A 14,614-nucleotide genomic window follows, 5' to 3' on the forward strand; every position below is an offset into this window, starting at 1 on the left:
ACGCCATGACGCTTGCCGAAATCGCCCGCCTTGCCGGAGTCTCTCGCACCACTGCCAGTTACGTGATCAATGGCAAGGCCGCGGAACGTCGCATCAGCCGCGAGACGGTGGAGCGCGTCATGGCAGTCGTCGAACGCCACCACTACCGGGTCGATGCCCAAGCCGCCGCGCTGCGCCGCGGGCAGAGCCGAACCCTAGGGCTGATCATTCCCGACCTGGAAAACGCCAGCTATGCCCGCCTGGCCAAGCGTCTGGAGCGCGGTGCCAGGGAGAAAGGCTATCAATTGCTCATTGCCGGCTCGGACGACGATCCCGATACCGAGCGTGAACTGGCCAGGGCATTGCGCGCCCAACGTTGCCAGGCGTTGATCGTTGCCAGTAGCCTGGCTCCCGACGACCCCTTCTACCTCGACATGATGAACGGCGGGCTGCCGATCATCGCCATCGACCGCAAATTGGATCCGACACGGTTCGTGTGCATCATCAGCCAGAACGTCGCGGCTGCCGAGGCATTGACCCGTTCCGTGCTGACGCCGGAAGTACGGCGGATTGCCTGGTTCGATGCCGTCGACGAACTCTCCATCACCCGAGAGCGGCGCCAAGGCTTTCATCAGGCGCTGGCAGACACCAGCGCCACGCCGCTGATCCAGACCGCCAAGCGCTACGACCGCAGCGAAGGCGCGGCATTGATGCGTCAACTGCTCGACGTGCATGGCCTGCCGGATGCCCTGGTCACGGCCTCCTACACTCTGCTCAATGGCGCATTCGACGTGCTGCTGGAAAATGGTGGCCTGCCCCAGCACCTGCGCCTGGCGACGTTCGGCGACGACCGCCTGCTCGACTTTCTACCTCAGCCGGTCAACTCGTTGCCGCAGGACCATGACCGTATCGCCGACCTGACCCTGGCGCGGGCGCTGGCCGCGGCACAGGGGGAGTACCGTCCCGGTAGCGATATCGTCGAGCGCTCTCTGCACTACCGACGCATGTCGTCATGACCGGCACGCCCGCTCCGGTTGGAAAAAAGTCCACCGCCTGACCACGCTATGGCAGTAGCGCATGACCCATCGAGTCCGAAAATGGCAGGCACTGTCGGGCCTACAAGGAGGTTTCCATGTCAGAAGTTCCCTTCGCCAATCGTCACACCGCCGGCCAGGCACTTGCCGACCGGCTGAAAGCGCGTGCCGGTCAGGACAATATTCTGGTGCTGGCCTTGCCGCGGGGCGGCGTCCCGGTCGCCGCAGTCGTCGCCCACGCTCTCGGGGCCCCGCTGGATGTCATGGTGGTACGCAAGCTGGGCATGCCGGGCCACGAAGAGTTCGCGATGGGCGCCATTGCCAGTGGCGGTGTCACAGTGCTGGATGACTCGTTATTGCAGCGTCTCCGTCTCGAAGAAGACAGCCTGCAAGCCGTCATCGACAAGGAAAACCGCGAGTTGGCGCGTCGCGAGCTTGCCTATCGCGGTGAGCGACCGTATCCGGACTTGCATGGCAAGGAGGTCGTTCTGGTCGACGATGGCATCGCTACGGGTTCCAGCATGCGCGCCGCCATCCAGGCCGTACGCCAGTTGGGCGCCGAACATTGCACCCTGGCCGTTCCCGTCGCCCCCAGCGAGACGCTGGAGGACTTGTCCAGCGACGTCGATGACATCGTTTGTGTCGCGACGCCGGAACCCTTCCGCGCCGTCGGCCAATGGTACGTGGAATTCGGCCAGACCAGCGATGACGAAGTCAGCGCCTGCTTGAGCGAGTCCGCCCTGCGTTCCGGCAGTAGCACGTAATCGCCAGAACCTTGGTCAACCCTTACGGGGCGGGTTATGCTGCGTATCCTATGCAAACCGCCCCGCTCAGCGCCGGCAACGACATGGCGTCACACGATACTCTGCCGGACGTACTTGCCGGTCCCTTGCTGCGCCGTATCGAGCCCGGCCGCATGGCGCTTTGGCTGGTCGCCAGCCGTCAGTTGTCGTTCAGTCTGGCGCTCTATCCCGATAACGAGTCTGCCCGTCATCTTGCGCTCGCCGGCCACTGCGAGTGCATTCCCCTCGGCGCTCACGCCTACGTCCATCTCATCGATGTCGAGCTGGCCTCGCCGCTGCCGAGCGATGTCCTGATCGGTTATGACCTGTTGATTCGCGATACGCAAGGCAATGAGTCAGGTATCGCTTCCTGGGCCCCGCACCTTCTGTATGCTGGCGAGACGCACCCGTCTTTCGTGATCAAGTCGCGCCTCGACAACCTGCTGCATGGCTCCTGCCGCAAACCTCATCATGCCTCGAAGGATGGCTTGGCACGTGCCGATGCCTGGCTCGACGAGCGGCGCCACAACGCTGCCGAACGTCCTGCCCTGCTACTGTTGACCGGGGATCAGATCTACGCCGACGACGTTGCCGGTCCCATGCTGTCGGCCATCCACGAACTGATTCGGCGTCTTGGCCTGGTCGGCGAGCATCTGGAAGGCGCTGTGGTCGAGGATAGCGAGGCACTTTACGCCGCCGAGTCGACCTACTATCGACGCGAGCAGCTGCTGCCGGCCTTCGAGTCCAACGAGGCACTGCGCGAGCGTTTTTTCGGCGGAGCCAAGAAACCCATCTTCACCTCGGCCAATGCCGCCAATCATCTCATTACCTTTGCCGAAATCGTCGCCATGTATCTGCTGGTCTGGTCTCCCCAGCCATGGCGCCTGATAAGTGGCCAGGCCCCAGCACTGGACGAGACATACGCTGCACGCTTCGTCGCGGAACGCGACATCCTCGATGGCTTCGTGGCCGAGCTACCCGCAGTGGCCCGCCTTCTGGCGCAGGTACCGACGCTGATGATCTTCGACGACCATGACGTCACCGACGACTGGAACCTGACCGCTGCCTGGGAGGAAAGCGCCTACGGCCATCCTTTTTCACACCGCATCATCGGCAACGCCCTGCTCGCCTATCTCCTCTTCCAGGGCTGGGGCAACGCTCCCGACACGCTGGCTATGCCGCTCGCCCGGCTACGCCGACTGCTGGAAGCAGCAACTGACGGCTACCTGCCCGTCCAGCAACAGGACAAAGTCATCGTCGAATTGCTGCGCTTCGATGGCTGGGGATATGTTCTTCCCACCTCGCCCCGGTTGATCGTGTTGGATACCCGGACCCGACGCTGGCGTAGCGAACGCAACCGGCAGCGCCCCTCGGGACTGATGGACTGGGAGGCGTTGAGCGAACTGCAACAGAACCTGCTCGACGAGCGTTCGGTAATCATCGTCTCGCCAGCACCGATGTTCGGGGTCAAGTTGATCGAGGGAATCCAGCGTCTCTTCAGTTGGGCAGGCAAACCGCTGCTAGTTGACGCCGAAAACTGGATGGCGCATCGCGGCGCTGCCAGCGTCATGCTCAACATTTTCCGGCATACGCGGACGCCACAAAACTATGTGATCCTCTCGGGCGATGTGCACTATTCATTCGTTTACGACGTGCGCATTCGTCAGCGTGAACATGGCCCGCATATCTGGCAGATCACCAGTAGCGGCGTGAAGAACGAATTTCCCGCCACGCTGCTCGATTGGTTCGATCGGCTCAACCGCTGGCTCTACGCGCCCTGGTCGCCCCTCAACTGGTTCACCAAGCGGCGACGCATGCATGTGCAGCCCAGGGTGCCGGACCATGCCAAAGCGGGCGAACGCCTGTGGAACGGTGCCGGTATCGGCCATGTCACGTTCGACCTCACCGGATGCCCCGTGCAGATTCAGCAGTTGGGTAACGACGGGCGCACGATACGCTTTCTTGCCGATACGGATTCACTCCCCACCACGACGTCTTCCCATCAGGTCGGGGCCGGCTCGGATCCTCCCCGCGGATAATCACTTAGGCAGGACCGCGATGCCGGTTTCCAACTCTTTCAGGCTACGTGCGATGTAATCCTTGAGCGTCGCCACGTGCCGTTCACGCTCCACTCGTGACAGTCGCTGCCCACGCAGCTCGAGCTCTTCGGCCAGATCCGCTACCGCCCTGAACCCAAGGCCACTGGATTCGCCCTTGAGCAGATGCGCCTGGCGCACTATTTCCTGGCCGTCATCCTCGGCCAGCGCCGCATCAAAAGCGGCGAAGCGCTCCGGCATCTGGTCGCGGTACAGCACCAGCAGATCACGCAACATGGCCAACCCCAGGGAATACTCGAGCTCGCGCAATAGCGCGTAATCGATCGTGCCGGCATCGCTCATGCGGCGCGGCACGGCATCGTCCGGCAGCGGCTGGCCAAGGTGACGGGCCAACACTGCCCCCAGGCTGTCGGGCATGATCGGCTTGGTCAGGTAGTCATTCATGCCGGCCGCCTGCGACTTGGCCTGCTCTCCGCCAAGCGCGCTGGCGGTCATGGCAATGATGGGTATCCGCGCCAAACGCTCATCGGTTGCGCGAATCTGTCGAGTCGCTTCGAAACCATCCATCCCAGGCATCTGCATATCCATGAAAATCATGGCGTAGGTCTGCTTGCGTGCCATGTCGACGGCCTCGGCACCATTGGCGGCGAGATCGACGCGATGGCCGAAACGTTCCAGCATGGCAACGGCCACCTGCTGATTGACCGGATTGTCTTCGGCAACCAGCAAACGCTCACACTTGCCGTGCTGATTGTCCAGGGTGAGGAAGGTCCGCGGTTGGTGCGGCACGGACTCGGGCGGGGCATCTTCCAACGGTAACTCGAACCAGAACCGGCTGCCCTGCCCTTCGCGGCTATCCAAGCCGATCGTGCCTCCCATCGCTTCGACCAAGCGCTTACAGATAGCCAGCCCCAGACCCGATCCGCCAAAACGTCGCGCCGTCGAGGCGTCGCCTTGACGAAATGGCTCGAACAACGCTTCGCGCTGCTCGAGCGGGATGCCGCAGCCGGTGTCGCTGACTTCGAAATGCACACCACCGTTCGCCGCCCGCCGGACGCTGAGCGTCACTTGCCCTTCCATCGTGAACTTGAAGGCGTTCGACAACAGGTTGAGCAGCACCTGACGTATTCGGCTCGAGTCTCCGATCAGACAGGGCGGCAAGTGCGGATCGACGTCCTGGGCCAGACGCAGCATTCCGCTTTCGAGGCGCGGCGCGAACAGCGCCAGTACGCCATCGAGGGTGTCGCGTAGATTGAAAACCGTATGTTCGAGTTCAAGACGTCCGGCCTCGATCTTGGAGAAATCCAAAATGTCGTTGATCAAACTGAGCAGGATTTCTGCACTTTCATGGATGGTGCGTGCATAGCGGCGCGACTGAGGATCGCTTTGACGATCCATGAGCAACGCACTCATGCCGATCACACCATTCAATGGGGTGCGTACCTCGTGACTGACGGTGGCCAAAAAGTCCGACTTGGCCCGGCTGGCCGATTCGGCCTTACGCGCAGTGATTTCCAGCTCGCGGCTCAACGTTTCCATAGCCTGCCGCGACGCCTCGTTATCGCGTGCTTCCTGAAACAGGAAGCGGATGATGACCAACAACGTCAGGCTCTTGAAAACGATCAATGCCAGCAATAAGCCATAAAGCTGAAGCAGCGTTTCCCGATCGCGGGTCTTGGACTCGGCCAGATACTCGTTGATAGCGATGACCAGACGCTGCGAGCTGTCGCCCAAGGTGGCCAAGCTGGACTGCAGAAGGTCGATATCGGCCGGGTCCAGCTCATCCACACTGTTCAGCATCCTGTCGATGGAATCGACCTGAGCGAAGATGCGGGGCAACACTTCGTCGATGCTACCGATAGTATGAAAGAGTTCAGCGACCTGGCCCGTCTGCAACAGGTTGGCACGGCTGTATAACAGCTCGAACCCCAGCCGGATATCGGCCAGATCTTCGCTCGATCCCGGATCGCTGCGTAGCAACTGGCTACGCAGCTCGACGGCTTCACGATCCAGCTTATAGGCCGCCCAGGCGGCATCGCCTCCGACACTCTGCGCGAGGCTGTTCTGACGCCAGGCAATCAGACTGACGACACCGATGGCTGCCACGAAGAAAAACACGGCAGCGATGGCACCCCATTTCAAACGAAGCGGATAGTGCAAATCAGGCCTCTATCAGGTTGCGCTCCGGTCCGGCTATTCCACACGTATGCTGCTTACCTGCCAGACAGAACGGAACCGGTACGTTTCATTGAGCAGCTTGGGATTCTGATCGAAAGGGTACAGCACGAATATCGGGCCAAAATCGCGAACAGGCATGCGTTCCCCGTCCCTTTTGACCGCCAGGATGACGTCATGGCTGCGTAGATCCGCAACGGGTACCTCGGCCACGAACTCATTGAGCGCCTTGACCTTGAGAAGCTCACCCTGGGCACCGACAGCGTCGAGCAGATCCCGTCCCAACGGGCCGGCAAAATCCGACACACCTTCCGTCCAGGGGGTACGGGTCTCGATTTCGACCATGCCTAGCGCGGCAAGCATCTGGTAATCGAAATGTGCCTCGTCACCGATATTGGTATGGGTGATCTTTCCGCCGACCTTGAGGATGATCGGCCCTTCGGGCATCGGCAACGAACCGGCCCACAAGGAGCGCAACGGTAACAACAACGCCAGAAGAAGCAGCGACAAACGGGAAATGAACATGCAAACGTCTCGGAGTGGTGACTAAACGGCTAGGCAAGATATTGCCGGCTCCATGAATGCTTCTGGCCTTCCCTATGCAGCTTGTCTCCCACCGGCACGCGCAAGCTTACCCGAACCACGCCACAAACTCAGTCGATTAGCATTCCACGATGTAAGAACGTTCATTCACTGCCGCCGCGCTTCCCTGCTCGATCAGGGCTCTCCCCTACATGAATGGAGGCTACCTGCCAGACTGAACGGAAGCGAATTTGCTCGGTAAGCAATTGAGGTTTCTGATCGAAAGGGTAGACGATGATAATCGGTCCCCGGTCGCGCACGCGCAGCCGTTCGCCGTCCATCTTGAGCGCCAGGATGACCTCATGCTTGAAGAAATCGCTGGCTGGCACCTCGGCGACATAGCCATCGAGCCCTTTCACCGAGAGCTGATCGCCCTGTGCGCCAACCGCCTCGAGCAAGTCCCGGCCTAAAGGCCCTTCGAAACGGATCAGCCCTTCCGTCCAGGGCGTGTGTGTAGCGATTTCATGCATGCCAAGCGCCGCAAGCATGGCATAGTCGAAATGCGCCTCATCGCCATGATTGGTCTGCGCAATGTTACCCGAGACCTCGAGAATGACAGGGCCCTGAGGAGACGGCAGTTCCGCGTTCGCCCAGGTACTGGAAGCCACTAGCAACAACAAAGTGAACAAGACACGTGACAATGGCATTCACCCACTCGAGCAATAAGGAGATGCCTATCACTATATACCTTGAACGACCTAGGCATAACGATGATCCTAACCATACTGAGAGCATGAAGCCTTTAGGATACGTGCCCTTCTTCATGATCTTCCCAGGCCTTTTTTGCCAACTCATGGACTCCAGACCTGCCTGCTCAGGTGCCCAGGTCAGGGCTCGCTGGCGAAGCTGACTCGAGCACTTCCACCATCGCGCCCAGATCGAGCCTACCCTCGTTGAGGGCAATCAGGTTCTGTCCGAAATAGACTTTTCCTCCCGGGCCGCGCCGGTAGTTCGCCAAGGTACGCAGCGGTTCTCCGCGTGTCTGGAACTGTCCGGTAGATGGATCGACAGTGATCATGGCGCAGCGCGAACATGGGGTATCGACGAGAAATTCCACTTCACCGATGCGAATGCGCTTCCAGCCATCCTCGGCATAGGGATGAGTGCCGGCCACGACGAGATTGGGCCGAAACTGCGCCATTCTCTGCGGGGCATTCATTCGCCGATTGAGGTCGTCCAGCGACGCTTGGGAAATCAGCATGAGAGGATAGCCATCGGCAAAGCCGACACGACGCTCGATTGCAGGGCGATAACGCGGCGAGCGATTCCCTATCCACAGCAGCTTTGCCGGTTCCCCGGCCACCCGACTGAACCAGTCGTCCAACGCAGCCGTGGTGGACAAGGCATCGAACGGATCACTCCATACCTGGGTGGCGAAAGGTCTACCTTCGAATTCCGCTTCATGCGCGCGGGTCTCGCCGAGTTCCGGATGATGGATGTCGAGCCCGCCCGGCACCGGTGTAGCGATCACACGCTGCAACCAAGGATGGCTCCGTGCCGTCAGGAACGTGCCATCCGGCCTGGCCAGCATGTAACGGCGATCCCCCACGGGCCCCTCTTCCTTGACCGTCATGCTGTCGAGCGCCTGGCCGGCGGTGGATTTGATAGGGTAACGATAGAGTCCCGATAACGCGGGCATAGACGACATACCGGTTTCCTGAATATGAAGCGCGGCAGACACCGCGCCTTACCAAGTTACGCAGCATCGGGAAGCTACTGGGAAGGAGACGCGTCTTCGGGCTGAATCGGGATTTCCTGGCTGCGCTGCACGTCCTGCTCTTCGGCCGCCTTGAACTGCTCTTCCAGTTCCTGTTCGGCCTCTTTGAAGCGCCGCTCGGTCTCTTTCAACGCTTCGTTGACATCGTCTTCCGTGTCCTCCCAGGACTCATCGGCCAAGCGCTCGCCGTCACTGGGCGTAATGTCGTCATCGGCTGCCAGGCCGCCAGCGCTCTCCTGCTGATCGGAGACTCCTGCCTCTTGCTGGTCCGCTCCGACGTCGGCTGATGGCGAGGATACCGTCTCGTCGGTCACTTCCGCCGAATCCACGTCCTGGGCCGTGTTATCGGTAGAAAGCTGGGGTTCGTCGCCGTCGGTCTGCGTCGATCCATTGCGCGCTTCGCGTTCTACGCCGTTCGGCGTCTCGCTTGCAGCCTGACTCGTCTCGCTGGAACTTTGCTCCGGTTGGGCTTCCTCCCCTCCGTCGCAAGCCGCCAGTCCCAAGCTCAATGTCAGGGCAGCTACCGCCGGTATCCAGGGCGCTCTGGCCATCGTTATCACTCCTCATTGAAGGATCTGCCTTGCATGGTGGCGACATTCCAGCAAACCGCATCGACAGGCGCAAGGAAGCGATGTCGCCATAGCACGCGATTATTTGCCGATGTCTTCATTCCAGACATCGGGATGACTCGCAATGAAGGCATCCATCAGTTCCCGGCACTCGGCGTTATCCAGTACGTCGAGAGTGACGCCATGCTGCCGCAGGTGCGCTTCGGCTCCCATGAAGGTACGGTTTTCGCCTATCACGACACGTGGTATTCCATACAACAGGATTGCCCCGCTACACATTGAACATGGGGATAACGTCGTATAAATCACCGAGTCACGATAGACGGATGCCGGCTGGCGTCCAGCATTTTCCAAGGCATCCATTTCACCATGCAGCACGACACTACCGCGCTGCTGGCGCTGGTTATGACCTCGCCCGATGATGCGCCCTCGATGCACCAGGACCGATCCAATCGGGACACCGCCTTGTTCGAGCCCTCGACGTGCCTCGTCGATCGCGGCCTGCATGAATTCGTCCATGGCGCTCTCCTCACTGGCGGGACGTTGATGACAGCAATGGGCAGTCGGGCTGCACCAATAGCTTGAGGGCACGCGGTTCCAGCGTGACATCGAAAGTCTTCAGTTGCCTGGGCTCGCCATCCAGATTGAGCGGAAAGGCACTTTCGCCCTGGAAAGAAAAGCGCGAGGTACGCACCGTGCGCACGAATTCGCCGTCTTCCGGAATCCTTTCCAACTCCGCCAGCAACTGGCGCATTTCGCTCAGCGAGGAAAAATGGCGCACGAGCAACACGTTCAGCAAGCCATCGTCGAGCTTGGCACCGGGCGCCAGCCTCTGACCTCCCCCCGCCTGGACACCGTTACCGATAGCCAGAAGGAACAACGGGCCGTCGAACTCGCCCTCCGGCCAGCTCAGGTGTCCACTATAAGGCTGGTAGTGCCAAAGCTTGAGCATTCCCATCAACGAATAGGCGCCGCCGCCCAGCAAGCGCTTTAGCGGTACGGGCGTCGAGGTAGTGATTTGGGCGCCGAAGCCGCCGGAAGCCATATTGATGAAGTAGTCGGCGCCCAGATGCGCCACATCCACGGCCCTGGACGAGACGCTCAGAGCCGTATGCAGGGCCTGATGGGGATCCATGGGCAAACAGACCCCATGGGCAAAGTCATTGGCGCTCCCCAGCGGCAGGATGCCTAACGCCGGCCGGTGCGCCTCGTCCAGATGCATCAGTCCATTGACGATTTCGTTGACACTGCCATCGCCACCGCCCGCAATGATGCGCGATACGCCTTCTTTCGCCGCCTCTTCCACGAGACGCAAGGCATCGCCCTCCTCCCAGGTGATACGTACCTGCAGGTCGCATCCCGCTTCGCGCATGGCGGACACTGCCTCGCGTATTTCGGGGTCCTGTGCAACCTTGCCATTGAGAATCAGACGAGCGTTCCTTGCCATCGCATCGGCCATGCATCGTATCCTTGTCCAGCCTGCCTTGGTCTGGCTATACCATCGCCTGTCGCTCGGGAAATCGCAAGATGGCGACCCTACCTGGCGAACTCAGGCCACGGCCAGACGAAATTCCAAAATGGTGGATGATTCGCGCAGATGCGCTGCAAGCTTCACCAAATTATCCTTGTCATGGGTCTGCAGCACCATATGATAACGGTATACTTTACCCCGTTCGGCCAAGCGGTAGCTCATTGTCTTGATGGTGCAGCCATGGCTGGAAATCATCGCTCTGACCTTGCTTTCATCGTCAACAGACTCGATGGGATAGCTGATGACATGGTCGGCGTAGAATTCACTGGGAAGATGGCTTTCGACCCAGCGGAAAAGCGACAATGTGATCAAGGTGACCACCGTCACGATCACCGCCGGGTAGAGAAAGCCGATCCCGAACAGGATGCCCAATGCGGATGTCACCCAGATCGAGGCGGCCGTGGTCAGCCCATGCACCGTCAGCCCCTCCTTGAAGATGACACCAGCCCCCAGAAAGCCGATGCCGGTCATGATGCCCTGAGCCATGCGGGTCGGATCCGTTTGGATGGCGGATTCGGGCAGCATACCCCCGACCCACTCAGTCTGATGGGTGGATACCAGCATCAGCAGCGCCGAGGCGACGCAGACCAGGGCATGGGTACGAAACCCGGCCGGCCGGCCATGGTAGCTGCGTTCCAGGCCGATCAAGCTGCCCGCCAACCAGGCCGTACCCAGATTGACGAGGATAGAAACCGTTTCTTCCGACATGAGCTCTCCTTAGCTTGATGGAAGGTTACGTAACCATAACCGGACGCCACTGACATCTTGCGCAAAGGACGCGCGTTAACCACATTCAACCGAACGGCTCTCAAGGATGAGGAAAAGCACTATGAAGGATCAAGCAGATTCCCCCATGCACGACTCGGCCCCGCAGCAGGTCAAGGAGTCGCCTGCCGAGGCTGCGGGTGTCCATAAGGCCATCCGTGAAGGCGGTGAAAAGGAACTCGTGCGCACGACACCGGCGTTATTCTGGTCGGCAGTCGCGGCAGGGCTTTCGATCAGCTTCTCGATGGTCACCATCGGCCTGCTACGCACGCATCTTCCCGATAGCGAGACAGCCTTTTTGATCGAGGCCTTTGGCTATTCCGTCGGCTTCCTGGTCGTCGGCCTTGCCAAACAGCAGCTATTTACCGAAAACACGTTGACTGCCGTGCTACCCACAATGACGGCACCCAGCCTGTCGAACCTGGCCAGAATGCTTCGTCTCTGGGGCGTTGTCTACGTAGGCAACATTATCGGCGTCGCTTTTTTCGCCTATGCCATTCAGGCGCTTCCCATTCTCGATCCGCAGACCCACGAGGCGTTCCTCAGCCTGGGCAAGGATGTGCTGGCCAACACTGTGGGCGAAATGTTCGCCAAGGGCATTGTGGCCGGCTGGATCATCGCCACGATGGTATGGCTGATGCCGGCCGCCGACCAAGCCAAGATTTGGGTCATCATCATCATGACCTACCTGGTCGCCCTGGGAGAATTCACACATATCATCGTCGGCTCGACGGAGGTTCTGTTCCTGGTCTTCGATGGACAGGCGTCATGGTCGGAATATCTATTTCATTTCATGTTTCCGGTGCTGGCCGGCAACGTCATAGGAGGCACGTTCATTTTTGCCTTGATCAGTCATGCCCAGATTCGTAGCGACAAATAGCAACGCATCCGGGGACGCCCTGAGTCAGCAGTCAACGTTCTCGGGTCCGTGCCGCTCATACAAGGAGGAAACAGGATGCAACTCGACGGTAGCTGCCACTGTGGCGCAGTGCATTTCAGCGTAGACGCCGACGCCCCTTACCCTTTCAATCTGTGTTACTGCAGCATTTGTCGCAAGACCGCCGGTACCGGCGGCTTTGCCATCAATCTCGGGGCCAAAGCCGATACGTTGAAGATCGAAGGCGAAGAACATATCAACACCTACCGGGCACACATGGAGGATGGCTCGATCAGCAGCGCCGAACGTCGTTTCTGTCGCGAGTGCGGCACCGCGCTGTGGCTATGGTCGCCGGAATGGCCGGAACTCGTGCATCCCCATGCTGGCGCCATCGACACTCCATTGCCGGTCCCGCCTGAGCATACCCACATGATGCTGGGCTCAAAACCCGACTGGGTACTGTTCCGTCCTGCCGACGGGGACCGCTGCTTCCAGGAGTACCCCGACGAATCGCTGGCGCAGTGGCACGAGCGCGTCGCCGGCTCGTAACGCCAGCGGCAGGTGGAACCTGAACGACGTCGGCCGCCCGTGGGCGGCCGTCTGCTATCAGAGGGATGGCGAAACCGGCAGGTCAGGCCTGGAGCGTCTCTTCGGTCACGGCGCCGGTCAGAGTCTGTCCCGCTCCGGCACGGTTGAGTGCCGAGAGCAGCGCCTTGAGCGAGGCGCTGACGGTATCGCCATCCTCGGCCATGCCACTGATTCGCGTGCCGTCCACGTTGAGCTGAACGAAGGCAATCGCCACCGCGTCGCTGCCTTCGCCCAAGGCGTGTTCGCCGTAGTCGACCACGTTGACGTTCTGGCCGGTGTGTTGCTGCCAGGCATCCATGAACGCAGAGATCGCACCGTTGCCCTGCCCCTGCAGGGTCACGCTTTGCTGGCCATGGCGCAGCGTGACCGACAGGCATTCGGCATCGTCCCGATCCAGCCGGTAGCCTTTCAGCGTTACCGGCTCGGCGCACGTGAAGGTGTCGAGCAGGATGTCACGAATGGCTTGGCTGGAAAGCTCCCCCGACACCTGTTCGCTGGCTTTCTGGACATATGGCGCCAGCTCCAGCGTCATCCAGCGCGGCAGGCTGATGCCGAAATCGCGCTCGAGCAGAAACGCCATCCCGCCCTTGCCCGACTGGCTGTTGACGCGAATCACCGCCTGGTAATCGCGACCGAGATCCTTGGGATCGATGGGCAGGTAGGCCACCTGCCAGGCTTCATCATCGCGCTGCTTATGCAGGCACTTGCGAATCGCATCCTGATGGCTGCCCGAGAACGCGGTATACACCAGTTCGCCGATCCAGGGGTGGCGCGGGTGTACCGGCAGGCCAGTACACTCGGTGCAGACCTGGATGATCTCGTCGGGGTTCGACAGGTCGAGCTGGGGGTCGATGCCCTGGCTGTAGAGATTCATCGCCAGGGTGACGATATCCATGTTGCCGGTGCGCTCGCCATTGCCCAGCAACGTTCCCTCGACCCGATCGGCACCGGCCAGCAGGCCGAGCTCGGCCGCCGCCGCCGCGCCGCCGCGATCGTTATGGGTGTGCAGCGAAATGATCGCGCTGTCGCGATTCTTCAGATGCGTGACGAAGTATTCGATCTGGTCGGCAAAATGGTTGACCGGTCCGACCTCGACAGTGGCCGGCAGATTGAGGATGCAGGGCTTTTCCGGCGTGGGTTGCCAGATCGCCATGACCGCCTCGCAAATTGCCACCGAAAAATCCACCTCGGTACTCGTGAAGCTCTCGGGAGAGTACTGGAAGGTCCAGTGCGTGCCGGGGTAGCGCCCCGCATGCTCCTGTACCCAGCGGGCGCCCTGCTCGGCGATGGCGATAATGCCTTGGCGATCCTGCTCGAACACTCGCTCACGCTGAACCCTGGACGTAGAGTTATAGACGTGCACGATAGCGCGCTCCACGCCTTCCAGCGCGGCGAAGGTTCTTTCGATGAGATGCTCGCGCGCCTGTACGAGCACTTGGATATGCACATCCTCGGGGATCTGATCCTCCTCGATCAGCCAGCGCACGAAATCGTAATCGTGCTGACTGGCTGCAGGAAAGCCGACTTCGATCTCCTTGAGCCCAATCTTGACCAGCAATCCCCACAGCCGCTTCTTCTGTTCGGCAGTCATCGGTTCGAGCAATGCCTGGTTGCCGTCGCGCAGGTCCACGCTCGCCCAGATCGGCGCCCGGCTCAGGGTCCGGGAAGGCCACTGGCGATGAGTCAGCGATACCGGCTCGATCGGCACGTACTTACGATGATCGAAGGCGCGGGAGATTGAAGCCATGATTGACGGTCCTTGCGATGTGCGGCGCCGTGAGATGCGCCCTGGTTGATGAGGCTGCTGCTATCGCCTCGTGAGCGACGCCCGGGACCGGCTCTTGTGGAGCCGGCCTCGGGCAACATATCGATCGCTGGTGACGATGACTATTAGCCTACACTTGGCGCCAAGGTCAGGGATTGCGAACTTGACCAGTAACGGCGCATACTTCGGCAGT

14 protein-coding genes are annotated in these 14,614 nt (G+C 60.5%); 5 read left to right on the forward strand and 9 right to left on the reverse strand.

The genetic code is table 11. The features are described 5' to 3' along the window. The first annotated feature begins 5 nt into the window (after positions 1 to 5). From cra to MHM84_RS10690, 3 genes are all read left to right on the forward strand, one after another. Positions 6 to 995, forward strand: a complete 990-nt coding sequence (gene cra, locus MHM84_RS10680) for a catabolite repressor/activator (protein WP_239265867.1) — start codon at positions 6 to 8, stop codon at positions 993 to 995. Positions 996 to 1,111: 116 nt separating this feature from the next. Beyond that, positions 1,112 to 1,777 carry a phosphoribosyltransferase gene (locus tag MHM84_RS10685; protein ID WP_239265869.1) on the forward strand — a complete coding sequence of 222 codons (666 nt, stop codon included), beginning with the start codon at positions 1,112 to 1,114 and terminating at the stop codon, positions 1,775 to 1,777. Between the two features lie 50 nt (positions 1,778 to 1,827). Then, entirely contained in the window at positions 1,828 to 3,834 is a 2,007-nt protein-coding gene (locus MHM84_RS10690; RefSeq protein WP_239265871.1) for an alkaline phosphatase D family protein, read from the forward strand. Here MHM84_RS10690 and MHM84_RS10695 read toward each other — a convergent pair whose 3' ends face one another. From MHM84_RS10695 to MHM84_RS10730, 8 genes are all read right to left on the reverse strand, one after another. Further along, positions 3,835 to 6,012, reverse strand: a complete 2,178-nt coding sequence (locus MHM84_RS10695) for an ATP-binding protein (protein WP_239265873.1) — start codon at positions 6,010 to 6,012, stop codon at positions 3,835 to 3,837. Between the two features lie 33 nt (positions 6,013 to 6,045). Next, positions 6,046 to 6,552: an oxidoreductase gene (locus MHM84_RS10700; RefSeq protein WP_239265875.1), complete on the reverse strand. Its 507-nt coding sequence runs from the start codon at positions 6,550 to 6,552 to the stop codon at positions 6,046 to 6,048. Between the two features lie 161 nt (positions 6,553 to 6,713). Beyond that, complete coding sequence (locus MHM84_RS10705) at positions 6,714 to 7,256, reverse strand: molybdopterin-dependent oxidoreductase (RefSeq protein ID WP_239265877.1); 543 nt, start codon at positions 7,254 to 7,256, stop codon at positions 6,714 to 6,716. A 167-nt stretch (positions 7,257 to 7,423) separates the two neighbouring features. Next, a complete protein-coding gene (locus tag MHM84_RS10710) occupies positions 7,424 to 8,257 on the reverse strand; it encodes an MOSC domain-containing protein (protein WP_239265879.1) in 834 nt (277 codons plus the stop codon). A gap of 65 nt (positions 8,258 to 8,322) precedes the next feature. Beyond that, positions 8,323 to 8,877, reverse strand: coding sequence for a hypothetical protein (locus tag MHM84_RS10715; RefSeq protein WP_239265881.1), 555 nt, complete (start codon positions 8,875 to 8,877; stop codon positions 8,323 to 8,325). A gap of 99 nt (positions 8,878 to 8,976) precedes the next feature. After that, positions 8,977 to 9,414, reverse strand: a complete 438-nt coding sequence (locus MHM84_RS10720; RefSeq protein ID WP_239265883.1) for a nucleoside deaminase — start codon at positions 9,412 to 9,414, stop codon at positions 8,977 to 8,979. 10 nt (positions 9,415 to 9,424) lie between these two features. After that, positions 9,425 to 10,354 (reverse strand): lipid kinase YegS, encoded by a 930-nt coding sequence (gene yegS, locus MHM84_RS10725; protein WP_239265885.1) that lies wholly within the window; start codon positions 10,352 to 10,354, stop codon positions 9,425 to 9,427. Positions 10,355 to 10,444: 90 nt separating this feature from the next. Next, entirely contained in the window at positions 10,445 to 11,134 is a 690-nt protein-coding gene (locus tag MHM84_RS10730; protein ID WP_239265887.1) for an MgtC/SapB family protein, read from the reverse strand. A 121-nt stretch (positions 11,135 to 11,255) separates the two neighbouring features. Here MHM84_RS10730 and MHM84_RS10735 point away from each other — a divergent pair, with 121 nt between their 5' ends. Next, positions 11,256 to 12,071, forward strand: a complete 816-nt coding sequence (locus tag MHM84_RS10735) for a formate/nitrite transporter family protein (RefSeq protein WP_239265889.1) — start codon at positions 11,256 to 11,258, stop codon at positions 12,069 to 12,071. Between the two features lie 75 nt (positions 12,072 to 12,146). Continuing rightward, positions 12,147 to 12,617, forward strand: a complete 471-nt coding sequence (locus tag MHM84_RS10740; protein ID WP_239265891.1) for a GFA family protein — start codon at positions 12,147 to 12,149, stop codon at positions 12,615 to 12,617. An 82-nt stretch (positions 12,618 to 12,699) separates the two neighbouring features. On the opposite strand, the gene MHM84_RS10745 is transcribed toward MHM84_RS10740, so the two are convergent. Then, the gene (locus MHM84_RS10745; protein ID WP_239265893.1) at positions 12,700 to 14,403 is read right to left on the reverse strand and encodes a 2-isopropylmalate synthase; all 1,704 of its coding nucleotides are present in this window, start codon (positions 14,401 to 14,403) and stop codon (positions 12,700 to 12,702) included. Between the last annotated feature and the right edge of the window lie 211 nt (positions 14,404 to 14,614).

The organism is Halomonas sp. McH1-25 (genome assembly GCF_022348165.1).
Lineage (GTDB): Bacteria > Pseudomonadota > Gammaproteobacteria > Pseudomonadales > Halomonadaceae > Modicisalibacter.